This window comes from Kitasatospora sp. LaBMicrA B282 (assembly GCF_050325825.1).
Lineage (GTDB): Bacteria > Actinomycetota > Actinomycetes > Streptomycetales > Streptomycetaceae > Kitasatospora.
In genome coordinates, this window is the sequence record NZ_JBNQTI010000005.1 from 46,894 (window position 1) to 69,627 (window position 22,734).

19 protein-coding genes and 1 pseudogene are annotated in these 22,734 nt (G+C 73.4%); 7 read left to right on the plus strand and 13 right to left on the minus strand.

Annotated features, from left to right (window positions below):
- Nucleotides 1-15 precede the first annotated feature (15 nt).
- From ACQRUO_RS02700 to ACQRUO_RS02720, 5 genes are all read right to left on the minus strand, one after another.
- Entirely contained in the window at nt 16-942 is a 927-nt protein-coding gene (locus ACQRUO_RS02700) for a serine/threonine-protein kinase (RefSeq protein WP_428314037.1), read from the minus strand.
- Complete coding sequence (locus tag ACQRUO_RS02705) at nt 939-2,687, minus strand: ABC transporter ATP-binding protein (protein ID WP_428314038.1); 1,749 nt, start codon at nt 2,685-2,687, stop codon at nt 939-941. The genes ACQRUO_RS02700 and ACQRUO_RS02705 overlap by 4 nt, the downstream gene beginning before the upstream one ends.
- Before the next feature lie 159 nt (nt 2,688-2,846).
- The gene (locus tag ACQRUO_RS02710; RefSeq protein WP_428314039.1) at nt 2,847-2,978 is read right to left on the minus strand and encodes a hypothetical protein; all 132 of its coding nucleotides are present in this window, start codon (nt 2,976-2,978) and stop codon (nt 2,847-2,849) included.
- A 131-nt stretch (nt 2,979-3,109) separates the two neighbouring features.
- Nucleotides 3,110-3,637: a UbiA family prenyltransferase gene (locus ACQRUO_RS02715; protein ID WP_428314040.1), complete on the minus strand. Its 528-nt coding sequence runs from the start codon at nt 3,635-3,637 to the stop codon at nt 3,110-3,112.
- A 61-nt stretch (nt 3,638-3,698) separates the two neighbouring features.
- A complete protein-coding gene (locus ACQRUO_RS02720) occupies nt 3,699-4,433 on the minus strand; it encodes a GNAT family N-acetyltransferase (RefSeq protein ID WP_428314041.1) in 735 nt (244 codons plus the stop codon).
- 183 nt (nt 4,434-4,616) lie between these two features.
- Between ACQRUO_RS02720 and ACQRUO_RS02725 the strand changes: the two genes are divergently transcribed.
- Nucleotides 4,617-5,618, plus strand: coding sequence for an AraC family transcriptional regulator (locus ACQRUO_RS02725; RefSeq protein ID WP_428314042.1), 1,002 nt, complete (start codon nt 4,617-4,619; stop codon nt 5,616-5,618).
- A 492-nt stretch (nt 5,619-6,110) separates the two neighbouring features.
- Here ACQRUO_RS02725 and ACQRUO_RS02730 read toward each other — a convergent pair whose 3' ends face one another.
- The gene (locus ACQRUO_RS02730) at nt 6,111-7,010 is read right to left on the minus strand and encodes a hypothetical protein (protein WP_428314043.1); all 900 of its coding nucleotides are present in this window, start codon (nt 7,008-7,010) and stop codon (nt 6,111-6,113) included.
- A 342-nt stretch (nt 7,011-7,352) separates the two neighbouring features.
- On the opposite strand from ACQRUO_RS02730, the gene ACQRUO_RS02735 reads away from it, so the two are divergent.
- From ACQRUO_RS02735 to ACQRUO_RS02750, 4 genes are all read left to right on the plus strand, one after another.
- The gene (locus ACQRUO_RS02735; RefSeq protein WP_428314044.1) at nt 7,353-8,357 is read left to right on the plus strand and encodes an N-acyl homoserine lactonase family protein; all 1,005 of its coding nucleotides are present in this window, start codon (nt 7,353-7,355) and stop codon (nt 8,355-8,357) included.
- A gap of 357 nt (nt 8,358-8,714) precedes the next feature.
- On the plus strand, nt 8,715-11,015 hold the full coding sequence (locus ACQRUO_RS02740) for a hypothetical protein (RefSeq protein WP_428314045.1): 2,301 nt from the start codon (nt 8,715-8,717) through the stop codon (nt 11,013-11,015).
- A gap of 184 nt (nt 11,016-11,199) precedes the next feature.
- The gene (locus ACQRUO_RS02745) at nt 11,200-12,279 is read left to right on the plus strand and encodes an ABC transporter substrate-binding protein (RefSeq protein WP_428314046.1); all 1,080 of its coding nucleotides are present in this window, start codon (nt 11,200-11,202) and stop codon (nt 12,277-12,279) included.
- A 57-nt stretch (nt 12,280-12,336) separates the two neighbouring features.
- Nucleotides 12,337-13,353, plus strand: a complete 1,017-nt coding sequence (locus ACQRUO_RS02750; protein WP_428314085.1) for a FecCD family ABC transporter permease — start codon at nt 12,337-12,339, stop codon at nt 13,351-13,353.
- A 22-nt stretch (nt 13,354-13,375) separates the two neighbouring features.
- On the opposite strand, the pseudogene ACQRUO_RS02755 reads toward ACQRUO_RS02750, so the two are convergent.
- Nucleotides 13,376-14,102 (minus strand): annotated as a pseudogene (locus ACQRUO_RS02755) (RNA-guided endonuclease InsQ/TnpB family protein); the annotation flags it as partial.
- 150 nt (nt 14,103-14,252) lie between these two features.
- Here ACQRUO_RS02755 and ACQRUO_RS02760 point away from each other — a divergent pair.
- A complete protein-coding gene (locus tag ACQRUO_RS02760) occupies nt 14,253-15,050 on the plus strand; it encodes an ABC transporter ATP-binding protein (RefSeq protein WP_428314047.1) in 798 nt (265 codons plus the stop codon).
- A 50-nt stretch (nt 15,051-15,100) separates the two neighbouring features.
- On the opposite strand, the gene ACQRUO_RS02765 is transcribed toward ACQRUO_RS02760, so the two are convergent.
- From ACQRUO_RS02765 to ACQRUO_RS02790, 6 genes are all read right to left on the minus strand, one after another.
- The gene (locus ACQRUO_RS02765; RefSeq protein ID WP_428314048.1) at nt 15,101-16,045 is read right to left on the minus strand and encodes an L-tyrosine/L-tryptophan isonitrile synthase family protein; all 945 of its coding nucleotides are present in this window, start codon (nt 16,043-16,045) and stop codon (nt 15,101-15,103) included.
- Nucleotides 16,046-16,128: 83 nt separating this feature from the next.
- Complete coding sequence (locus tag ACQRUO_RS02770; RefSeq protein ID WP_428314086.1) at nt 16,129-17,337, minus strand: cytochrome P450 family protein; 1,209 nt, start codon at nt 17,335-17,337, stop codon at nt 16,129-16,131.
- A gap of 120 nt (nt 17,338-17,457) precedes the next feature.
- Entirely contained in the window at nt 17,458-18,879 is a 1,422-nt protein-coding gene (locus ACQRUO_RS02775; RefSeq protein ID WP_428314049.1) for an MFS transporter, read from the minus strand.
- A 124-nt stretch (nt 18,880-19,003) separates the two neighbouring features.
- Nucleotides 19,004-21,292 (minus strand): heavy metal translocating P-type ATPase, encoded by a 2,289-nt coding sequence (locus tag ACQRUO_RS02780; protein ID WP_428314050.1) that lies wholly within the window; start codon nt 21,290-21,292, stop codon nt 19,004-19,006.
- Nucleotides 21,289-21,519 (minus strand): hypothetical protein, encoded by a 231-nt coding sequence (locus tag ACQRUO_RS02785; RefSeq protein ID WP_428314051.1) that lies wholly within the window; start codon nt 21,517-21,519, stop codon nt 21,289-21,291. The genes ACQRUO_RS02780 and ACQRUO_RS02785 overlap by 4 nt, the downstream gene beginning before the upstream one ends.
- A 100-nt stretch (nt 21,520-21,619) precedes the next feature.
- Nucleotides 21,620-22,387, minus strand: coding sequence for a sigma-70 family RNA polymerase sigma factor (locus tag ACQRUO_RS02790; protein ID WP_428314052.1), 768 nt, complete (start codon nt 22,385-22,387; stop codon nt 21,620-21,622).
- Between ACQRUO_RS02790 and ACQRUO_RS02795 the strand changes: the two genes are divergently transcribed.
- Nucleotides 22,386-22,682 (plus strand): hypothetical protein, encoded by a 297-nt coding sequence (locus ACQRUO_RS02795; RefSeq protein ID WP_428314053.1) that lies wholly within the window; start codon nt 22,386-22,388, stop codon nt 22,680-22,682. The genes ACQRUO_RS02790 and ACQRUO_RS02795 overlap by 2 nt on opposite strands.
- Nucleotides 22,683-22,734 lie beyond the last annotated feature (52 nt).

Genomic DNA, 22,734 nt, shown 5'->3' on the forward strand with positions numbered 1-22,734 from the left:
AGCCGTCGCCATCAGTCATCGCCGTGAGTGTCCCGTCTCCTTCGATTCGGCGACCGGCGCTCTCGGGGCGTGGCGTCCCTGGGGTACCAACAGGTTGAGCGTCCGGGTGAGTTCGTCGATGGAGGGACGGTCCCGGGGGTCGGGGCGCAGGCAGGCGTCGATCGCCGTCGCCAGGTCGGCGGGCAGCCTGCGGCGGGCTGTCACCGGGGGTGCCGGGCCCTCCAGCTGCGGGTACCAGTCGTCCGTTCCGGTGCTGTCCGAGGCGTCGTCGCCGGAGTCGACGCTCTCGCCGGGGTCGAAGGGGAGTTCGCCGGTCGCGGCCTCGTACAAGGTGATGCCGATGCCCCAGACGTCCGCCGCCGGGGTGAGCATCCCGCCGCCGGCCTGCTCCGGCGAGAGGTAGCAGAAGGTGCCGACCCCGCGGGGTCCCCGGCCGGGTGGGCGGGCGATGCTGAGGTCGAGGACCTTGGCGCGGCGGCAGTCGATGACGATGTTGGCGGGCTTCAGGTCGAGGTGGAGCAGTGGCCGGGTGTGCAGGTAGTGGACGGCGGAGCAGAGGTGGAGGCCGAGTTGGGCCAGGTCGGTGGCGGCCAGGCGACGACGGCTGCGCTCCAGCAGGCGGGCGAGCGTCTCGCCGGTGAGGGTCTCCAGCACGACGTGCGGCACGGGCGACTCCCGCGTCTCGTAGGCGCGGACCAGGTGCGGGTGGGTGAACGCCTGGAGCCAGTGACCCTCTTGGAGGAGTCGGTCGCGCAGGTGCTGGTCATGGCTGCGGTCGGGCCGCAGGACCTTCACCACGCACCGGCAGGCGCGCTGCTCGCTCCAGGCGTCGTAGAGGTCCAGCCAGCCCGTGCGGCACAGGTGGGCGAGGACCGGGTAGCCGGGGGCGACGAGCGTGCCGGCCGTCAGTGGGGGCTGTTGCTGCGTCTTGGTGCGGCTCATGCTCCTGCCCTCCTCGGCGCGCCGTGCAGCTGGTTCAGGCGCGCGTAGCCGTCGCTCTGGGCGAGCAGCTGGTCATGGGTGCCGCAGGCGGTGGCCCGGCCGTCCTGGAGCAGCACGATCCGGTCGGCGGCGCGGACGGTGGGCAGGTTGTGGGAGATGATGATCGTGGTGCGGCCGGTCATCAGCAGGCGCAGCGGTTCGAGGATGCGGGCGCCGGATTCCGCGTCGAGTCCGGTGGTGGGTTCGTCCAGGATGAGGACGGGTGCGTCGCGGATCATCGCGCGGGCGATCGCCAGGCGTTGGCGTTGACCGCCCGACAGCAGGCGGCCGCGCTGGCCGACGACGGTGTCGTAGCCGTCCGGCAGGCGGCGGATGAACTCGTGCGCGTCGGCGGCGCGGGCCGCGGCGACGATCTCGGCCTCGGTCGCGTCCGGTCGGCCGTAGGCGATGTTCTCCCGGACGGTGCTGTGGCTGACCAGGGTCTCCTGCAGCAGCACGGCGATGTTGTCCCGCAGGTCGCCGAGGCGCAGCTCGCGCAGGTCACGGCCGTCGATCCGGATCACCCCGGACTCGGGGTCGTAGAAGCGCAGCAGCAGCTTGGCGACGGTCGACTTGCCGGCGCCGCTGGTCCCGACCAGCGCGAGCGTCTCGCCGGGTTCGACCCGGAAGGAGACGGCGTGCAGCGCGCGGTGGTCCGTTCCCGGGTAGCGGAAGCAGACGCGGTCGAAGGCGATGGAGCCGCGGGCCCGCCGCAGCCGACCGCAGGAGGCGGTTTCGGCCACCTGGGGCTGCTGGTCGAGCAGCTCGATGATCCGCTCCGCCGCGGCGGACGCCGAGGAGAAGGTGTTGCTGAGCCGGGAGGCGCCGCGGATGGGGCTGTAGAGCCGGCTCAGCAGGGCGATGAAGACCATCAGCCCGCCGAGCGTGAGGCGTCCGTGCGCCAGTTCCCAGGCACCCAGCCCCATGACGATCAGCACGCCCGCCAGCTCCAGGACGTCCACGATCGGGCCGAACAGGGCACGGATCCGGGTGGCGGCCATGGCGGCCCGGTACCGGCCGAGGTTCTCGCTGCGGAACCGTTCCTGCTCCCAGCCCTGCCGGTTGTACGCCTGGACCAGCGCGATGTTGCCGAGCGCCTCCTCGGTGACCGCGCTGAGCGAACCGCTGCGCCGGCGGCGCTCGCGCGAGGCCGCCTTGACCAGCCGGGAGAAGTGCCGGGCCGTGATCCAGAACAGCGGCGCCACGACCAGCGCGACCAGGGTCAGGTCCCAGCGCAGGTAGAACAGCACCGCGAGGAAGATGCCCAGCTCGGCGGCGTGCGAGACGGCCGCGACGATGCCGGACAGCAGGAAGGTCTCGACCGCGTCGACGTCCCCGGTCAGTCGGGCCAGCACGTCACCGAGCCGGCGCCGCTCGAAGAAGCCGAGCGACAGGCCCTGGACGTGCCGGAACAGGTCGGACCGCAGGTCCACCAGGAACCGCTCGCTGACCCAGGTGGAGAGCATCGCGTCGACGAAGCTCACGGTCCCGGCCAGCACGGTCAGACCCACGTAGGCCAGGGCGATCGGCAGGAACAGGGCCGGCCTGCGCGGGACCAGCACCTCGTCGATGACGATCTTGAAGAGCCAGACCGCGGCGGCATCGAGCAGCGGACCGAGCACGACGAACACCAGCAGCAGGGCCAGCCAGCGCCGTCCGCCGCGGGTGTACGGCCAGAACCGCCGGAACACCTCGCGCAACGGCACGGGAGGAGCGGCGGCGACGGCGACCCTCTCGTCCCCGTCCCCGCTCGCACCCGCTCCGGCACGAGGCCGGTGCAGCGACCGCACGGTCCGCTACCTTTCTCGTCGCGCTCGAACGGCCGGGCCACGGGCCCGGCCGTCGATGCCGGCCGACAGTCACCGTCAGTGCCGCGAGTGCTTGCTGCGGCGGTGGCGACGGTGCGCGGTCTGCGAGGTCCTGGTCGGCTTGTCCGAGGAGTCGGTCTGCTTGCGCCGACTGCCTTGGGCCGGAACCAGGTTGATCAGCATGCCCATGGCTATCAACCTTTCTCTCGCCCCCTGTCCGGAGGTACGGCTGCCGGCGCGGAAGCGCTCAACCGTCCGCGGACTTTTTGCCGCACCGACCGGAGCCGGGTCCACTACGCTGCGTGGTGGGCGCTTACAGGTCAGGCCGGTCCGGTTCCGCGCACCAGGAGCAGTGCGACGGCGGTGGCGGCCATCGCGAGGGTGGCGAGGAAGGGCAGTCGGCTGTGCGGGTGACTGCGGGCCGGCAGGACCACCGCCAGGGACAGCGCCCCGGTGACGGCGAGTGCGGCCCAGCCCACGCGTCCGACCGGGCCCGGCGGCCCGAGGACCAGGAGCGCGGACGCGGCGAGCAGGAGCAGGGGAGCCAGCGCGAGGGCCCTTCTCCGGCCCAGGCACTGCGGCAGGCCGCGGACGCCTGATGCCAGGTCAGCCCCGATGTCCGGAAGGACGTTGGTGACGTGCGCACCCACACCCAGCAGGGCCGCTGCGCCGATCAGCCAGGCCGGGGGCCAAGGCTGCCCGGGTGAGCCGAGAGTGACGAAGGCCGGCAACAGGCCGAAGCCCACCGCGTACGGCAGCCACGAGGCGAGGGTCCGCTTGACGCCGAGGTTGTAGCCCCAGGCGGCTGCGACGCCGGTCAGGTGCGCGGCGCCGGCGAGCACGGTCACGATCGTAGGGCCGCCCCCGATCTGCAGGCAGCCTTGAGCGCGCGGCCTTCAGCGGCCGGTGTCAGCGCTCGTCCGCCACGGCCGGGGTGCGGACCAGACGGAAGTCCACCTGCCGGCGCACGGTGAAGCCGATCGACTCGTACAGGCGGACGGCATCGGCGTTCGCGGCGGCCGTGTGCAGGAACGGGGTCGCTCCGCGCGCCCGGATGCCCGCCGCGACGGCGCGGATGAGCCGGGTGGCCAGGCCCCTGCCGCGGTGGTCCGGGTCGGTGCAGACCGCGCTGATCTCGCCCCAGCCGGGCGGACGCAGCCGCTCGCCGGCCATCGCCACCAGCCGCCCCTCGTGGCGCAGGCCGAGGTAGCCGCCGAGCTCGACCGTGCGGGGCCGGAACGGGCCGGGCCGGGTGCGGGCGACCAGGTCGAGCATCTCCGGCACGTCCGCAGGCCCGAGGCGGACCGCCTCCGGCGCGGGTTCGGCCCGCAGGGCGGTGTCGACCAACTGCACGCCCACGATGATGTCCACCACCTGCCAGCCGGCGGGCGGCTCGGTCAGGCCGGGGACCATGGTCGGCGCGTCGGGGCCGACCAGTGCGGCGAGGTCGGCCCAGGCCCGCGGGTCGGCCGGATCGGCGAGCGCGGCGAACGGGCAGACGTCCGCCGGGTAGCGGGCGGCACGGCCGAGGCGCTCGGCGAGGCCGGCGTGCGGGCCGGTGAGCGCGGTCCACGCAGGGTTGTCGAGGACGTGCGCCAGGGGCGGGCGGTGCGCCGCGGAGGCCGGGTGGGTGCTGCTGGACACGGGACCGCCGATCGGGAGGAGGACAGGGGACGCACCATGATGTACCGGGGCAGGGCAGAAGCGTCGGCCGGCGGGCATGAGGCGGGCCGGCCCGAGGACGCGGCAGACTACACCCGGAGAGAACCCGGGAAGAGCCCTGGGAAGCTGGAGAGGGAGCCGAGCGTGGCCGCGACGCCTGGGGGCGTGTTCCGGAGTGAAGGACTGTCCGGGAAGGAGCAGTTCGACCACTGGCGCGAGCTGGTCGGGCGCAGCCGGGCCAGCGAGGTGACCAGCGACCACACCGACGACTTCAGGGCGCAGATGCGGCGGCTGGAGCTGGGTCCGGTGACGCTGCTGCGGACCTCGTTCCCACCGGCGCGGTTCCGGCGCAGCGCGCGCATGGTGCGGCGCACGGACCCGGAGGCGTACCACCTGACGCTGCTGCTCGACGGGGGCCTGGCGCTGACGCCCGGGGACGGTCCGACGGCCGCCTTCGGGCCCGGGGACCTGCACCTGGTCCACAGCTCCGATCCGTTCGACCTACGGGCCTTCGACGCCCGGGCCATCGGCCCGCAGGAGCGCCGCATCGACGCGGTGGGCGTCGACTTCCCGGCAGCACTGCTGCCACTGCCGCCACGGCAGTTGCGCGACCTGCTGGGCCGCGGGTTCTCGGGGCGCGAGGGCACGCCCGCGCTGCTCGCGGAGTTCCTGGTCGGACTGGACCGCCAAGCCGCCCTGTTGGGCCCCGGCGAGGCGCCCCGGCTGGGCACGGTCGTGGTCGACCTGGTGGCCGCCTGGCTGGCCCGGGAGCTGGCGGCCGAGGCCACCCTGCCGGAGGAGGCCCGGCGGCGGGCGCTGTTGGGGGAGGTCCGGGCGTTCATCCGGCGCAACCTGCACGACCCCGAGCTGTCGCCCTCCGTGATCGCCGGCGCGCACCACATCTCCGTCAGCTACCTGCACCGCGTCTTCACCCAGGAGTCGCAGGGCGAGACGGTCGCCGCGTGGATCCGCCGGCAGCGGCTGGAGCACGCGCGCCGCGACCTGGCGGACCCCGCGCTGCGCGCCGTGCCGATCCAGGCCGTCGCCGCCCGCCGGGGCATGCCCCGCGCTGCCGACTTCAGCCGCGCCTTTCGGGCCGCGTACGGCCTGCCGCCGAGCGAGCACCGGCGGCAGGCGTTGTCCGCAGGCGGCGGAACGGGCGAGTAGACGCAGCGCCAAGGAAGTGTCGACGCAGCGACAACACGGCCGCCCCGCGCCCTGACAACCTGGCGGGGAACACCACCTCGAACGGAGCAGCCGTGAGCACCATCCCCCGACCCGCATCGCCCGCCGCCTTCGTCGGCACCCCCGCCTCACCGTCCGTCGCAGCTCCGCCCTCCCGCCTCCCCGGCCGCGCGGAGCCGCTGCCCACCGTCTGAGGGCGGGTCTTTGGGATCACGTCGGATCAGCGGTCAGCATCAGACCCCGGGAGTCGACCGGCCATGCCACGACGAACCTGATCCGCGGCACGGGGACGTTCTTCAACGAGTGCGAGCACCCCGTGCCGCGGTGGTCGCCGCGGTCGCCGTCATCCAGCTCGGCCGACGCCGGCACACCGATCAGGCGTGACCACGCCGAGCCCTGCGGTCGTCCTACTCGACCGGGCGGATGCCCCGGGCCGGCTCGACACGCTCGGGCCCGGCGAGGACGCGTCGCCGGTCATCGCGGAGCGCGCGCGACCTGACCCGGCAGCACCAGGCCGGGCAGCCGGGTGATCTCCCGGTACTTCTCGGTGGCCGGCACCGCGCCGAGCGTGTGCTCGACGGCGGGCGGCAGCGAGTCGGTCAGCTGCTCCCGGCCCGACAGTGAGCCGGTCAGCTCCTCGGCGGCGGCACTCACCTTGCCGGTGTCGGGGATCTGGGTGCCCAGACCGTGGGTGGCCGGGACCCGGGTGGTCAGCTGCCGCACGCCGTCGACCGGGTTGTCGCTCAGCAGCTCGCCGTTGAGCATCCGGTCCAGACCGCCGGTCGCCTTGTCGAGGGCCTCGGACACCTTGGCACCGGTGTCGATCTTCGGCGCGCCGACCACGGGCTTGCCGGAGACGCCCGGCATCCCGGGAGCGCCGGACAGGCCGGGGGCCGACATCGGCATCGAGCGGTTGGCCGAGGCGGCGTGCAGCGGGCCCTGCGCGGCCGGGGCGAACTTGCCGACCGCGTCGGTCAGCTCACCGGTGGCGGCGGTGGTGTCGCCCTGGCCGCTGCCCTGGCTGGTGCCCTGCTTGGTGTGGTCGGCGACGAGTTCGGCCGGGCCGCCGAGGCTCGAGGTGGGGTCGGCCAACAGACCGTTGGCGGCCGTGCCGGCGGCGCCGGTCGCCATGGGCAGCACCATGCCGGTCAGCACCGAGCCGGTGGTACCGAGGGCGCGGGTGGCCGAGTGCGCCTCCCCCGTCACGGTCGAGGTCGACGTGACACCGTCCAGCTTGCTGACGCCCGCGCCGAGGTCGGTGCCGGGCTTCGCCAGCTGGTCGGCGGAGGCCGCCCCGGCGGCGACCAGCGGGGTCGCGCCGGCCGCGACGAGCAGCGCGGCCTGGGCGATCCGGCGGGAGAGGGGGAGGGACATGGTGCTCCTAACGAGACGACGACACGGCAGGCACGCCGGGCGGACGTCGTGATTACCGCGCCAGGAGCGAGAAGGTTTCGCTGTTCCCAGGTAAGAGTGATTAACGACCTGGTGCGTGATTGTGTAGGAGATGTGACCGGCAGCCTTGCAGTCGGCACAATGTCAGCAGATGAGCACGGGCAGCCCGGGTGGCATGTCGTGGCGATCCACGGCGAGCCGACGGACCGTGGCGGGGATCGGCCCGTAGCTCCACCCACTCCACCCGAAGCACCGATCTGACATACCGTCACATACCGCCACGGCCCCTTGTGGCAGCGTCCCTGATGGCGGAAGGCTGACCGCATGATCAAGGTGTTCTCACTGAGGCTCGGGTCCACGAAAGTCCCCTTCGGGCAGTTCTACGGCGGTCTGGACGGCTGGCGCGGAGCGCGGGCGGTCTACAGGTTCGCGACCGACAAGAAGCACTTCATCATCGTCCCCATCCACGCATACCTCATCGATCACCCCGAGGAGGGCCTGATCCTGGTCGACGCCGGCATCAACTGGCGCCAGACGCACGAGCACGGCGACTACTACAAGGGCATCGCGCACTACCTGTTCGACGACGACGAGTACCAGCTCACCCGCGACGAGGAACTGCCCGCCGCACTGGCGAGACTCGGCTACCGCACCGACGACGTCCGCAAGGTCGTGGCGACCCACCTGCACGAGGACCACATCGGTGGCCTGTCCTACCTCCCCGACGCCGAACTGGTCATCAGCAAGGCCGAGTACGACAACCGCGACTGGAAGCTCTTCGGCTTCCTCCCGATGGTCTACCAGCCCTCGCTGGCCGCAGCCCGGAAGATCACCACGATCGACTACGGCTCCGGCACCTTCCAGAACTTCGCGGCCAGCCACAACCTGACCGCCGACGGCACGGTCAAGCTGCTGCCCACCCCCGGCCACACCCCCGGGCACCTCTGCGTCCTGGTCCAACTCGACGGCTACCAACTGCTGATCACCGGCGACACCCTCTACACCCTTCGCCACCTCGCCAACGACGACGTCCAGGCCTTCGGCGCGGGCGACTGGGTGCCCAACCAGAACGCCTCGATCCGCCAGATCGCCGAACTGCGGCGCCGCATGCCGGAACTGGTCCTGGCGCCGGGCCACGACCACTCCGACTACCAGTTCAAGCACCTGGCGCCCGGCCTGGCGAAGGGCGGACTGACCCCCGAGGAGCTGACCGGGCTGCGGGCGTACGAGGAGACCGTCTTCACCGCGGACGGAAGGCTCCACCCCGAGGCCGTCCCGCGCTTCGTCCCCGGCGGGAGCGCCGACCACGTCGGTCGGGTCACCGGCTGAGTCCGAGTGACCTGAAAGGGCTCAGGGGTACCGGTTCGCCCACCGGTACCCCGGTCGGTCCGCACCAGTTCGAACGCCTCCGCATCGCGATTCTGAAAACGGTGAGAATCGTTCTCAGTTCAGCGGTCGAAGTCGTCGGCAACGGGCGGCACGCCCATTCGTTCGCATGCCATCCGCTGAGCGCGATCCGGCAGCACCCGTCAGCGAATCTGCGTATACGTCATTGACAGATACACGGCGCCCGCAAACGGTCGGGAACGACGGTTCGGGACAATCCTTGAGAGATTTCCTGTTATTCGGTCACCGTTGGATTGAGATTGAGACGCCCGCCCAGCACTCCGGGAAGCATCGGCTCCCATGAGACGAAAGAAGGGCACTGCCCCGGGCGGCAACATGTTCCGCTCGCTCCCGTTCATCGGGCTGGCCGTCGCGACCGTCATGTTCGGTCTGGCCACCATCCGTCCGGCCTCGGCCGCGACCTCCCGGGTGGACCTGAACGTGCTGGTGGTCACCGACGGCAACCCGTGGGACGCCGCCATCCAGACCGAGTTGGCCACCGAGGGCGTCCCGACCACGGTGGTCGACCTCACCAGCAGCAACCGCGCCACCATCACCGACGCCTTCCTGGCCGACACCCTGCCCGACGGCACGCCGCACGGGCACTTCGAAGGCGTGGTGCTGCCGAGTGACGCGCCCTCGGAGCTCTCCGCGGCCGAGCTGGCCTCGTTGGCCGGCTACGAGGAGTCCTACCACGTCAGGCAGGTCGACTCCTACGTGTGGCCCGGCGCCGACGTCGGGCTGAACGCGCCGCAGTGGTCGGGGTCCCTGGACGGCACCACGGCGACCGCGACCGCTTCCGCCCGGGCCGACGCCTTCCGCTACCTCAACGGGCCGGTCGCCTTCGAGGGCACGGCCGGCGGCAACGGCTCGTACGGCTACCTGCCCACCGCGCTGCCCGACAACCCGGCCACCGGCTCGCACTTCGAGCCCTTCCTCACCGAGACGGTGCCCGGCACCACGACCCAGGGCGTCCTCGCGGGCACCTACACCAGCGGTGGGCGCGAGCAGTTGGTGCTCACCTTCGCCTACAACTACTACCAGCAGCAGTTCCACCTGCTGGCGCACGGCATCGTGGACTGGGTGACCCGGGGCATCCACCTGGGCTACTGGCGCAACTTCTTCTCCGCGCACATCGACGACCTCTTCAACGCCAACTCCCGGTGGAGCCAGAGCGGCAAGTGCACCCCGGGTGAGGGTGACTGCGGCCCGGGCGTGCCGGCGACCACCGAGATCCGGATGACCCCCGCGGACGTGACCAACGCCGTGACCTGGGAGCAGCAGAACAACTACCAGCTGGACTTCCTGTTCAACGGCGGCCCCAGCGTCGACTACCAGAGCTCGCAGGGTGGCGTCGACCCGCTGACCAACGCGCTGCTGGCCGCCAAGAACAGCTTCTGGTGGCTCGACCACACCTACGACCACACCTTCCTGGGCTGCGTGCAGGACTTCTCGGTGATCCCGTGGAAGTGCCAGACCGACGCCGCCGGCAACATCCTCTACGACAGCCAGGCCGACATCAGCTCCCAGATCACCCAGAACATCCAGTTCGCCGAGACCAACGGACTACCCTTCCGGCCGAACGAGCTGGTCGCGGGCGAGCACTCGGGCACGGTGATGCTGCCCCAGCAGCCCGACGACAACCCGAACTTCCTCGCCGCACTCACCCAGAACAACATCCAGTGGCTGGGCGTCGACGCCTCGCGCGAGACGGGCCAGCGGCAGATCGGCTCGGCGCTCGGCACGCCGCGCCACCCGATCAACGTGTTCTACAACGTGTCCACGCAGGCCGACGAGGTGAGCGAGTACAACTGGCTCTACGGCTCCAAGGCGGACGGCGGCAGCGGGAACTGCGAGATCAACCCGGCCACCACCACCTGCATCGCGCCGCTGGACCTGAACACCGGCTGGTCGAGCTACATCCTGCCGCTGCAGACCAAGATCACGCTCGGGTACGTCCTGTCCAACGACCCGCGCCCGTTCTTCATGCACCAGTCGAACCTGACCGACGACCGGCTGGCGCTGCAGACGCTCAGCAGCATCCTCTCCACCTACCGCACCTGGTTCACCACCGACACCCCGGTGGTCGACCAGACCCTCACGGACAGCGGCACCGTCCTCAAGAACCAGACCGCCTGGCAGCAGACCGAGAACGCGGGGACCGTCAGCGCCTACGTCCAGGGCGGCGTGGTGACCGTGCAGGGCCCGGCCGGTACCACCGTCCCGGTCACCGTGCCGGCCGGCACCTCCGTGACCGGCGGCACCGCCTTCGGCACCGCGTACGCCGACGAGCAGTCCGACTACACCACGATCGGCGCCGCACCCACCAGCCTCACCCTGCCCAGCGGCGGATTCGGCGTCGTGAGCTACTCCAGCCCCAGCCCGGCCCTCAAGGCCGAGCTCGCCGGTTACACCAAGGACTCGTCCGCGACCTACGCGAAGGGCTCGCCGCACCGGGTCCACCGCACCGGCGGTGCCGTGACGATCACCGACCCGTTCGGCACCCACCTCATGCCCAAGCTGGCCGCGCTGCCGGAGGAGCAACTGCACGTCGGCGAGGTGGTGCACCGCCACGGTGCTGCCGCCCCAGCGGTGAAGTAACCGCAGCCAGGTCCGCCGTGCGGTGCCGCTGCCGTGGCACCGCACGGCGACCGTCGACTCGACACAGGCTCGGTCGGGCGGCGGATTTCCGGTACGGCGCGGGAACCCCGGCGGGGGTCCGCCCGACTACCTGGGCGGGCTCGCGACGGCGGTCCCAGCGAAACCGGATCACCAGGAGAGTTCCATGCGTTCTCGTGTGTTGTGCGGTCTGGGCGCCGCGGTCGCCCTGCTCGCCGCGGGCTGCGGCAGCAGCGCGTCGTCGGGCGGGTCGGCCGCCCCGGCCGGGTCGAGTGCCGCCGCGGGAGCGGCCTACCCCGTGACGGTGGCGGACTGCGCCGGGAACGGGACGACGTTCACGTCCGCGCCCAAGAAGATCGTCACCAGCAACGCCGCCAGCCTGGAGATGCTCTTCTGGCTCGGCGCGGGGGACAAGGTGATCGGCACCGGGTTCCCGCCCGGCGCGGGCACGATGCCGGCCCAGTTCGCCGCCCAGGCCGCCAAGGTGCCGGTGCTGGGGCAGACGGTGATCCCCAAGGAGAAACTGCTGGGCTCCGGCGCCGACCTGTACGTGGACACCTTCGCCTCGATGGGGTCGATGGGCGGGGCACTGGGCTCGGCACCCACCGAGCAGGAGTTCGCGGCGGCCGGGATCAAGCACGTCTACCTGCACTCCACGGCCTGCGCCAAGACCCTGAAGGGGCCGATGCAGGACCTCTCCCCGGTCGAGGGCGACATCAGGACGCTGGGCGCGGTCACCGGCACCGGTGCCAAGGCCGACCAGCTGGTGGCGGGAATGGAGCAGAAGGTCGGCGCCGTGCGCAAGGACCTCGCGGGCCTGGCCCCGGCCCAGGAACCGTCGTACTTCTTCTTCGACTACGACGCCGGGACCAAGCAGCCGATGGCCGAGTGCGACAAGCAGGTGGCCAACGCGGTGATCACGCTCGCCGGGGCGCGGAACGTCTACGGCGACTGCGACGGGGACTTCAAGCCGGTCTCCTGGGAGGACGTGGTCGCCAAGGACCCCGACTGGATCCAGCTCGGCGTGCGCAACCGGGGCAGCGACGCGGCCACCCGGCAGGCGTTCGACCAGGCCGAGCAGTTCCTGAAGACCTTCCCCGCCACAGCGGGGCTGAAGGCCGTGCAGCAGGGCCACTTCGTGCGGATCGGCTCGGAGGTGACCACCATCGCCGGGGTCCGCAACGCCGACACCGTGCAGCAGATCGCGCACGTCATCCACCCGGACCTGGTCAAGGACGGGCAGTAGGTGGTCACCGTGACGGCGCCGGCAACCGACCGTCGGCCCGAGCGGAGCAGGCGGGGCGTGCGCGCGGGCCTGGCCGCCGCCGCGCTGGCCCTCGCCCTGCTGGTCGCGCTCACCGTGGCGGTGTCGCTGGGCGCGGTGGACATCCCGGTGGGCGAGGTGTGGACGGTGGTCGGGCGCCGGCTGGCCGGGGCACCGCCGCAGCCGGGTACCCGGGACCTGATCGTCTGGCAACTGCGGGCCCCCCGCGCCCTGCTGGCAGCCGTGGTGGGTGCCGGGCTCGGCCTGGTCGGCACCACGGTGCAGGCCCTGGTGCGCAATCCACTGGCCGACCCCTACCTGCTCGGCATCTCCTCGGGAGCCTCGCTGGGCGCGGTCGCCGTGATCGTGCTCGGGGTCGGGGCGGGCTCGGCGCTCGGGTTCGGGGTCTCGGCGGCGGCCTTCGCCGGGGCGCTGGGCGCCTTCACGCTGGTCTGGCTGATCGCGCGGCGTGGGGGCTCCTTCGCGCCGCTGCGCCTGGTGCTGGCGGGGGTGGGGATCGGGCAGTTCCTGTCCGGGTTCACCAGCTTCCTGGTGCTCCAGGTGGGCGACGACCAGCAGACCCGCGGGGTGCTGTTCTGGTTGATGGGCAGCCTCGGCGGCACCACCTGGAGCCAACTGCCGCTCCCGGCGGCGGCCGTGCTGCTCGCCCTGGTGCTGCTCCAGGCGCGGGCCCGCGGCCTGAACGCGTTGCTGATGGGCGACGAGACGGCCACCGCGCTCGGCGTGGACGTGGCCCGACTGCGGCGCGAGCTGTTCGCGGTGACCAGCCTGCTGACCGGTGTGCTGGTGGCGGTGTCCGGGGCGATCGGGTTCGTCGGGCTGCTGGTGCCGCACGTCTGCCGGCTGCTGGTCGGCGGCGACCACCGGCGGCTGCTGCCGCTGTCGGCGCTGGCCGGGGCGGTGCTGCTGGTCGTGGTGGACACGGTCGCCCGCACCGCGCTGGCCACCCAGGAGGTGCCGATCGGCGTGGTGACCGCGCTGCTCGGGGCACCCGTCCTGCTCTTCCTGCTGGATCGCCGCCTGGAGCGTTCTTGACATCCTCCCGGCCCTGCATGGTCGGGATTCCTGGCTCACGCCGCCGCAGCGTCCGTCGGACGGTGCGGGCTTACACGATCAGCACCAGCCGGGTTGAGACCAGCCCGGACGAGCATCACGCGGGCGGAGTTCTTGTCCCTGGGGGACGAAACTCCGCACGCGGTGCACGAATAGGTCCTCTGAGAGAGCGGGAGACGGTGCTTGGCTCTCACACCGCAGTGCGCACAGTCCATCGTGGTGTGCGCGGGGTTGACGAAATGGACAGTACGTCCGTGCTTGCGGCCCATCTCGCTCAGAGCGGCCTTGGTCGCGCCGATCGCCGCGTCGGCGGCCTTCCGGGCCAACGTGGACTTGGCGAGGAAGCGCGGCTTGAAGTCCTCCACCGCGAGGACGTCATGGTCGCGGACGACGGCCTTCGCCCACTTCCGAGCGGTGTCGGTCCGTTGGTTCGCGATCTTCCGGTGCACCTTGGCGGCCTGCCGTTGGGCCTTGTGGTAGCCCTTGGTCTGCGCCTTCCCCTTTGGCTGACGACGCCGGGCCATCTGCCGCTGGTAGTGCGCGAGCTTCTGCGCGGCGCTCTTCCCGTACTCCGGGTGCGGCAGGTCGTGGGCCTCGGACGTGGTGGTGGCGATCTCCTTCACACCCCAGTCGATGCCGATCACCGCGCCGGTCGCGGGCAGCGGCGCGACACTGGCCCCGACGACGAACGAGGCGTACCAGTGCCCGAGAGCATCCTGATAGACGCGTACCGGACCCCACCGACAACGAGAGAGGTCACCCCGGATGTGCAGAGAACACCGCCGCTTCGCGGCTCCGGCCCAAGAACCCTCCCCCACCCTCCGGGCGGGGGGACCCCCATCTCCCCGGGCTGATGCCCGCGGCTTCCTGGGAGAAGTCAGGTGAACATCGCCGTCGAGGACCTGACCGTCACCCTGGCCGGGCGGGACGTGCTCTGCGGTGTCGACCTGCTGGCCGCCGAGGGCGAGATCGCGGGGCTGGTGGGCCCGAACGGCAGCGGCAAGTCGACGCTGCTGCGCACCGTCTACCGGCACCTGCGGCCGTCGGCGGGCCGGGTGCTGCTGGCCGGGCGGGACGTGCGGTCGATGACGCCGGTCGAGGCCGCCCGGCGGATCGCCGCGCTGCCCCAGGAGCGCGGCAGCGACTTCGAGTTCACCGTCCGGGAGATCGTCGCGATGGGCCGCGCCCCCTACCAGCGGGCCTTCGCGGGCGAGGACGCCACCGACCGCGAGGTGGTGGCCGCGGCGCTCGACCAGGTCGGGCTGGCCGGGCACGAGGGGCGGGCGTTCGCCGCGCTCTCCGGCGGCGAGCGGCAACGGGTGCTGCTGGCCCGGGCGTTCGCGCAGCAGCCGGAGGTCCTGGTGCTGGACGAACCGACCAATCACCTCGACGTGCGCCACCAGGTCGAGCTGCTCGCCCTGCTGCGGGCCCGGCGCCGCACCACGCTGATCTCGCTGCACGACCTGAACGCCGCCGCCTCGCTCTGCGACCGGCTGCACGTCCTGCACGACGGGCGGCTCATCGCCTCCGGGCCGCCGCGCGAGGTGCTCACCCCCGAGCTGCTGGCCGAGGTGTTCGGGGTGCGCGCGACCGTGCTGGAGCACCCACTGACCGGCGACCCGCTGATCGCCTTCGACCACCGCGCCGCCGTCACGCGCCAGGACCAGGCCCGGGTCTGAGCCGCCTGAGCCCGACGCCCGCCTCTTCGGTGGGCGCCGGGCTCAGGTGTTCAGCGGGCCACGAAGTGACTGGGGCGGCCGTCACGCAGCACCAGACGGCCGAGCCGCTCGGCATCGGCGCGTCGCATCAACTCCCATCCACCGTCCGAGCGGCGCAGCACGGCGGAGTGCCACGGGGTGGTCCAGGCGTCTCCGGCCTCCAGCAGCCGGATGCCGAACTTGGCCGTGCCCGGACGCTGCGGGTGGATGGACAGCCGAACCGAACGCGGGTGGTGGTCGGCGATCAGTGCGCCCCAGGCCCGGCTGCGCTGGATGACGCCGTAGGCGCGCCGCCGGCAGTCGCGTTGCAGGGCCGACCTGGTGCCCTCGAAACCGGTGGTGTCCTCGGTGAGGAAGCGGGTGATGCCGCAGTAGAGGGCTCGGGTCGCCTCGTCCGTCCGCACCTCGGCGCGCAGCTCCTCGACGGTGGGCGCGTAACGGGCGTGCACGCGGGCACGCTTGTCGTCGTGCGGGAGGTCGCCGAGGACGTCACGCAGGTCGAACACCGAGAGGTGGTCGAGGCGTTCGCGCGTGATCATGGCGGCGAGCTCGTCGGCGTAGGCGTCGATGTGCTGGTCGGGGACCTGGATCAGGTCGCCGAAGACGTGCCCGTCCGAGCAGATCACCATCCGGGCGCCGGGCGGGTACACCCGCTCGACGGCCGCGCAGAGGTCGTCCAGGAAGCGGAGGGAGAGGCGTTCGCCCTCGTCGGGGAGGTGGCCGAGGACCTTGGCGGGGCTCGGGGACTTGCACGGGAAGCCGGGCAGCGTGAAGACGATCGGCTCGCCGGCCTCGACGAACTCGGCGAGCTGCGCCAGCTGTTCGGGGAAGGCTTCGACGGGCGCCGGGGTGTGCGGGGCGGCGGCTCGGCGGTGGGGCAGCAGCAGGGACAGGATCGCCGCGCAGGTGCGGGCGGCGGTCGCCGTGTGCGGTTCTCTGGTGCCGACGGGCGGCATGCGGGTCCTCCACGAGGGCATGGCGGGGTCGGGCCCCGGCGGTTCGCGCGGCCGGGGCCCTCGGGCGGTGGGTCAGGCGGACGTCAGACGCGCTGGTCGTAGCCGACGGGCAGCTGGTTGACGCCGCGGGCCAGCACGGCGGGGATCCAGGTCAGTTGGTCGAGGTCACCGGCCGGGCGCAGGCCCGGTAGGCGGGCGAGCAGGGTGCCGACGGCGACCTGGAGTTCGGTGCGGGCCAGGGCGGCGCCGGGGCAGAAGTGGATGCCGTGGCCGAAGGCGAGGTGGGCGTTGGGGGTGCGGTCCAGGTCCAGGGTGTCGGCCGCCGGGAACCGGTCGGGGTCCCGGTTGGCTGCGCAGAGCGAGACGATGACCGAGTCGCCGGCCGGCACCCGGGTGCCGTGCAGGTCGCTGTCCTCGGCGAAGAACCGCCAGGTGGTGAGCTCGAAGGCGCTGTCGTAGCGCAGGAGTTCCTCGATCGCCCGGGGCAACAGTGCGGGGTCGTCCCGTAGCCGCAGCAGCTGGTCGGGGTGGCGGAACAGGGTGACCAGCATGGTGGTGATCTGGTTGGTGACCGGCTCCTGGCCGGCCACCAGGAGCTGGAAGATCATCGAGTCCAGCTCCTCCGTGCTCAGTTCTCCGCAGGCGCGGGCCGCCACCAGGCGGCCGAGCAGGTCGTCGGACCGGTGTGCGCCCTTGTGGGCGACGACGTCGGCGATGTAGGCCTGCAGGGCGCGCAGCCGCGCCTCGTAGACCGGACGCGCGGGGTCCAGGGGGCCGACCGGCTGGACCACCTTGCCCCAGTCGCGGTCGAAGCGCACCGCCAGCTCTGGTGGCAGGCCGATCACCTCGGCGAGGACCCGGAACGGGTAGTGCGCGGCGAAGCCGGCCACCAGGTCGGCGCCGCCCGCGGCCGGCAGGGCGTCGACCAGGTCGTCGGCCAACTGCTGGAAACGCGGGCGGAGTTCCTCGATCCGGCGCGGCGCGAAGGCGTCCAGCACCAGGCGGCGCATGGCGGTGTGCTTGGGCGGGTCCTGGTGCAGCAGGTGGACCTGGAGCTGGGAGTGCTGTGGCTCGGGCATGATCGAGGCCAGGCTGCGCCAGTAGTCGTTGCCCAGCGCGTGGTTCTTGCCGAGCCGCGGGTCGTTCAGGGTGTGGTGGGCGGCGTCGTAGCCGGTGACCAGCCAGGCGGCGATGCCGCTGGGGAAGCGCACCCGGTGGACCGGGCCGGCCGCGCGCAACTCACGGTAGAGGTCGTAGGGGTCACTCTTGTAGGCGGCGCCGAGCAGCGGGATCGGTTCGCCGGCGGTGGCGCCGGTGACGGGGCAGCGGGCCTCGGCGGCGGGGGCGTGGTCGGGTGGGGTCACGGGAGCATTCCTCCAGGGTGCGCAGGAAACGGGCGGGGTGCGGGGGTCTCAGGCCGGCGCCGGCGCCGGCCCGCGGCGGCGGTGCAGGGCCAGCAGACCGACGGCCAGGCAGGCGGCGCCGGCCGCCGTGCCCAGTCCGGCGCGGATCCCGGCGGTGTCGCTGCCGGCCAGGCCCCAGACGGCGGTGGCCAGGGCCGGGCCGAGGGTGAAGCCGAGGTTGCGGGCGAGCTGGACCGCCGATCCGGCGGTGGCCAGGCGCCCGGGCGGGGCCGCGCTCATCACCAGGTTCTGGACCGGCCCGCCGTACAGGCCCATGCCGCTGCCGGCCAGCGCCAGCCGCCAGGCGAGGCCGGGCAGGGACCAGTGCGTGTCGAGCGGAAGCAGCAACAGGCCGAGCGCGGTCAGGCCCGCGCCGGTCACGGCGACCCGCCCGGCGCCGAACCGGTCGGCCAGGCGCCCGCCGAGCGGCCCGGCCAGGCCCATGGCGAGGGGGAAGCAGAGCAGGGTCAGACCGGTGGCGGTGGCGCTCACCGCCTCGTCGCGCTGCAGGTGCAGGGCGAGCAGGTAGCGCATGGCGGCGAAGGCCGCCGCGACGGCCAGGACGGCCCCGTGCACCCCGGCGGTCCGCGACGAGCGGAGCACCTGCAGCACGGGCTGCGCACCGGGGCCGCGCCCCCACCGGACGGCCGGCGGTACGGCCAGCCCGGCCAGCAGCAGCCACCCGGGGTGCCCCGGGGCGAGGGTCAGGGCCAGCAGCAGTGCCGTGACCGCGGCCCCGATCAGCGCGGCGTCCGCCAGCGCGGCGCGGTCGGGCCGCCGCAGCGCGCCGCCGCGCGGGGCGTACCGGTGGGCGATCAGCAGGGCGGCGGCGCAGACCGGCAGCTTCACCAGGAAGATCGCCCGCCAGCCGAGGTGGTCGAGCAGCAGACCGCCGACCGCCGGCCCGGCGACCGCGCCGAGCGGTCCCAGGGTGGCGGTCACGCTCATCGCCCGCCCGCGCAGCTCGGGCCGCACCGACCGGGCGGCCAGCACCGGCATCAGCACGAACAGCACCGCGCCGAAGACGCCCTGGAGCAGGCGGGCGGCGATCAGAGCGGCCGCCCAGGGGGAGGCCGCCGCGGCCGCGCTGCCGAGCGCGAAGCCGCCGACCGCCGTCAGCAGCGCGGGGCGGGTGCCGACCTGGTCCAGCCAGCGCCCGGCCGGCAGCAGCAGGGCCACCACGGGAAGTTGGTAGCCGAGTGCGGCCCACTGCGCGCTCGCGACGGAGACGCGGAGGTCGCGGGAGAGGTCGGGGAGGGCCACGTTGACGATGTTCATGTCGAGCATGACCACGAAGGAGAGCAGCCCCGCGACCGCGACCAGGCTCCACCGGTCCGCGGTGACGGCCCGTTCGCCTGGCCCGGCGGGGTCCACGGCACCGCCGCCGGGGGCCGGTGCCGGGCCGTGCGGACGCCCGTGGTCCTGCTGCATGGTCTGCCCTTCCGGTGTGCCGGGCGCCGTCGGGTGACGGAGCCCGGCACACCAGTCGGCCGCGGGCCGCCGGAAGTTCCGAACGCATGACTGATTCTTCGGGCGAACTTCACGGCGGCCGGCCTCAACGGCCGAACCGGGCGCCGCCCTGCCTGCGCCTGGCGGGCTGCCAGGTGCGCAGGCGCAGGCTGTTGGCCACCACCAGCAGCGAGCTCACCGACATGGCGAGCGCGGCGATCATCGGGTTGAGCAGCCCGGCCGCCGCCAACGGGATCAGCACGGCGTTGTAGCCGAACGCCCACACCAGGTTGGCCCGGATGGTGGCCAGGGTCCGCCGGGCCAGGCGCACCGCCGTCACCAGGGACTCGATGTCGCCGCGCACCAGCGTCAGCCCGGCCGCCCCGATCGCCGCGTCCGTGCCCGAGCCCAGCGCGATGCCCAGGTCCGCGGCGGCGAGCGCGACGGTGTCGTTCACCCCGTCCCCCACCACCGCCACGCTGCGCCCGACCGCCCGCAACTCGCCGACCAGCTCGGCCTTGCGCTCGGGCGAGGCACTCGCGTGCACCTCGCTGATCCCCAGCTCCTCGGCCACCGCGCGGGCCGCGCCCGCCCGGTCGCCGGTGGCCAGCACGGTCGTCAGGCCCATCCCGCGCAGCCGGTGCACCGCACGGTAGCTGCCCGACCGCAGGGTGTCCCCGACCGCGAGGAGGGCGGCCGCCCGTCCGTCCACCTCCACCACCACCGCGGTTCGGCCGACCGCTTCGGCCTGGGCCAGCGCCTCGCGCAGCTTCGCCGGCAGGACACCGCCGTCCGCGCCGGCGTCCGGTCGCACCACCGCGACCCGCCGGCCCTCGACGGTGCCGGCCACCCCGAGCCCGGGGGTGGCCCGGAAGTCCGTGACGGCGGGCAGCGGCTGCGGCGCGGCGGCGGTGAGCGCCCGCGCGAGCGGATGCTCCGAGCGCTGCTCGACCGCGGCAGCCAGCCGCAGCACCTCGGCGCGGTCGAACCCGTCCGCCGCCGTGCTCGCCGCCAGGGTCATCCGACCGGCCGTCAGGGTGCCCGTCTTGTCCAGCACCACGGTGTCGATCCGGCGCAGGCTCTCCAGGACCTCCGGCCCCCGCACCAGCACCCCGAGCTCCGCGCCCCGCCCGGTGGCGGCCAGCAGCGCGGTGGGCGTGGCCAGGCCGAGCGCGCACGGGCAGGCCACCACCAGCACCGCGACGGCAGCCGTGAGCGCCCGCGCCGAGCCGGCCCCGGTGCCCAGCCAGAACCCGAGCACGCAGACGGCGATCCCCAGCACGACGGGCACGAACACCCCGGCCACCCGGTCGGCCAGCCGCTGCGCCCGCGCCTTGCCGGCCTGCGCCTCGGTCACCAGCGCGGTGATCCGGGCGAGTTGGGTGTCGGCGCCGACCGCGGTGGCCCGCACCAGCAGCGTGCCGCCGACGTTGATCGTGCCACCGGCCACCCGCTCCCCCGGGCCGACCTCCACCGGGACGCTCTCGCCGGTGAGCAGGCTCAGGTCGAGCGCCGAACCGCCCTCGACCACCACGCCGTCGGTGGCCACCTTCTCCCCCGGCCGGACCACGAACTCCCGTCCGGGCAGCAGCTGTTCGATCGGGACCAGGCGCTCGCCGCCGTCCTCGCGCAGGCAGACCTCCTTCGCACCGAGCTCGGCCAGCGCCCGCAGCGCCGAGCCGGTGCGGGCCCGGGCCCGGCCCTCCAGGTACCGGCCGCAGAGCACGAACAGCGGTACCCCGACCGCAGCCTCCAGGTAGATCTCGGCGCCGCCGCCCGGGGTGGCGCCGAGCGTGAACGGCATCCGCATCCCGAGCGCGCCGGCGCCGCCGAACAGCAGCGCGTACGCCGACCAGCCGAAGGAGGCCAGCACGCCGAGGCTGACCAGGGTGTCCATGGTCGCGGTGCCGTGCCGCAGCGCGCGCCAGGCCCGCTGGTGGAAGACCGCGGACCCGATCGTCACCACGTAGGCCGCCAGGGCGAAGCAGGACCACTGCCAGCCGCGCACCTGAAGGGCGGGGACCATGGACACCACGATCACCGGCACCGCGTGCACCGCGACCATCAACAACAGCAGCCGCTCGACCGGGTCCTCGGCGGCCGCGGCCACGACGGCGCCTTCGGTCACCGGCTCGGCCGTGTACCCCGCACCCTCGACGGCAGCCACCAGCCGGGCCACCGGCAGGTCGGCGGGGTGCAGCACCCGGGCCCGCCCGGTGGCCAGGTTGACCCCGGCGCGCACCCCGTCCAGCCGGGCCAGTTTCTTCTCCACCCGTGACACGCAGGCGGCGCAGGTCATGCCGCCCACGGCCAGGTCCGTCGTGACCAGCTCTGTGGTCGTCTCCTCGGCACCGGTGCCGGCACCGGCACCGGGGGCGGCGGCGGGCCGGCTCATCGCGACACCGTCGCAGCGACCAGCGGCGGCAGCGGAGCCATCCGCATGCCGGGCCGGTCGGTACTCGTCGACCCGCCGGCCGGCCGCGCCGGCCCGGAGGTGGTCGGGCCCACCCAGCGCCCGACCGCGTACGAGGCGGCGAAGAGCAGCACCAGCAGCAGGGCGAAGCCGAGCAGGACCCGGCCGGTGCGCGCCCCGGCGCCGGCGCCGGGCACGGATGTGGTCATGGAAGTCAAGGCGTTCTCCAGATCGGGGTCCGCCGGCAGGCCACCGGCGGACGGAGCTCGGATGTCGTGGGAAGGGGAAGGGCAAGGGGAAGCGGCGCGGTCAGGCGGCCAGGGCCGACGTGCCCACCCGGCGGCCCCCGGGGCCCGGGCTCGGGCCGCCGGAGGCCTGGGCGTCGGTGGCCTGGGAGTCGGTGGGCTGGGAGCCGGTGGGCTGGGCGTCGATGGCCCCGGCGTCGGTGACCTCGGAGTCGGACTCGGCCGAGCGCAGCAACGCGACGAGTTGGTCCCGGGCCCGGGCCACCCGCGAGCGCACCGTCCCGATCGGGCAGCCGGTCACGGCGGCCGCCTCCGCGTAGCTGAGCCCGACCACCTGGGTCAGGACGAAGGGCTCCCGCCGCTCGGCGGGCAGCGAGTCCAGCAGGTCCGTCAGCGCGATGCGCTCCTCGAAGCCGGTCGTCGACGCCGGCCGGAGTTCCGCCGCCACCTGCCAGTCGGCCAACGCGGCGCACCGCGGCCGGGCCGCCGCGCTGCGGTAGCGGTCCACCACCGTGCGCCGGGCTATGGCGAGCAGCCAGGTGCGCGCGGAGGAACGGCCGGCGAAGCTCGGCAGGCCGCGCAAGGCCCGCAGGAAGGTCTCCTGGGCCAGGTCGTCCGCGGACTCCACGTCCGTGAGGTACGCGACGAACCGCCAGACGTCCTGCTGGGTGGCCCGGACGAACGCCTCGACGTCCGCCGGGCACCCCTGCCGCGCCGCCAGGGCCAGGGCGGTCAGCTGCTCGTCATCCACGGCCCGCCTCCGTGCCCGGCGTGCGGTCGGCGGCCGACGTCGCTGTCGCGTCCGCCGGCGGGTGCGGGAGCATGGGCCCATGAGCTGCGCAGACTTCCGTTCCTCGATGTCCGCCGAACTGGATTGCGAGGCCGGGGACGAGAACCACCGCAGGCCGCCGGACCGCGCGCACCTCGCACGGTGTGCCGACTGCGCCCGCTGGCTGGCCGACGTCCGCCGGCTGCGGGAGGTGACCCGCACCGCTGCGGGGCCGACCGCGCAGCAGGAGCAGCGGCTGCTCTCCGCCGTGCTCGACGCGCTCGGTACGCAGGGGTGGGCGGAGCGTGACGGTGTCGCGGGTGGCGACGGTACTGCTGATGCTCATCAAGGATCCTGACGGCAGGAACGGGGACGGCGCCGCGCGGGCGGAACCGTCGAAGGGGTCAATG

Coding starts and splice junctions, on each gene's coding strand:
- ACQRUO_RS02700 (WP_428314037.1), bottom strand. CDS start 942: ATGAGCCGCACCAAGACGCAGCAACAGCCCCCACTGACGGCCGGCACG.
- ACQRUO_RS02710 (WP_428314039.1), bottom strand. CDS start 2,978: ATGGGCATGCTGATCAACCTGGTTCCGGCCCAAGGCAGTCGGCGCAAG.
- ACQRUO_RS02730 (WP_428314043.1), bottom strand. CDS start 7,010: ATGTCCCTCCCCCTCTCCCGCCGGATCGCCCAGGCCGCGCTGCTCGTC.
- ACQRUO_RS02735 (WP_428314044.1), top strand. CDS start 7,353: ATGATCAAGGTGTTCTCACTGAGGCTCGGGTCCACGAAAGTCCCCTTC.
- ACQRUO_RS02740 (WP_428314045.1), top strand. CDS start 8,715: ATGAGACGAAAGAAGGGCACTGCCCCGGGCGGCAACATGTTCCGCTCG.
- ACQRUO_RS02745 (WP_428314046.1), top strand. CDS start 11,200: ATGCGTTCTCGTGTGTTGTGCGGTCTGGGCGCCGCGGTCGCCCTGCTC.
- ACQRUO_RS02765 (WP_428314048.1), bottom strand. CDS start 16,045: ATGCCGCCCGTCGGCACCAGAGAACCGCACACGGCGACCGCCGCCCGC.
- ACQRUO_RS02775 (WP_428314049.1), bottom strand. CDS start 18,879: ATGCAGCAGGACCACGGGCGTCCGCACGGCCCGGCACCGGCCCCCGGC.
- ACQRUO_RS02780 (WP_428314050.1), bottom strand. CDS start 21,292: ATGAGCCGGCCCGCCGCCGCCCCCGGTGCCGGTGCCGGCACCGGTGCC.
- ACQRUO_RS02785 (WP_428314051.1), bottom strand. CDS start 21,519: ATGACCACATCCGTGCCCGGCGCCGGCGCCGGGGCGCGCACCGGCCGG.
- ACQRUO_RS02795 (WP_428314053.1), top strand. CDS start 22,386: ATGAGCTGCGCAGACTTCCGTTCCTCGATGTCCGCCGAACTGGATTGC.
- ACQRUO_RS02790 (WP_428314052.1), bottom strand. CDS start 22,387: ATGGGCCCATGCTCCCGCACCCGCCGGCGGACGCGACAGCGACGTCGG.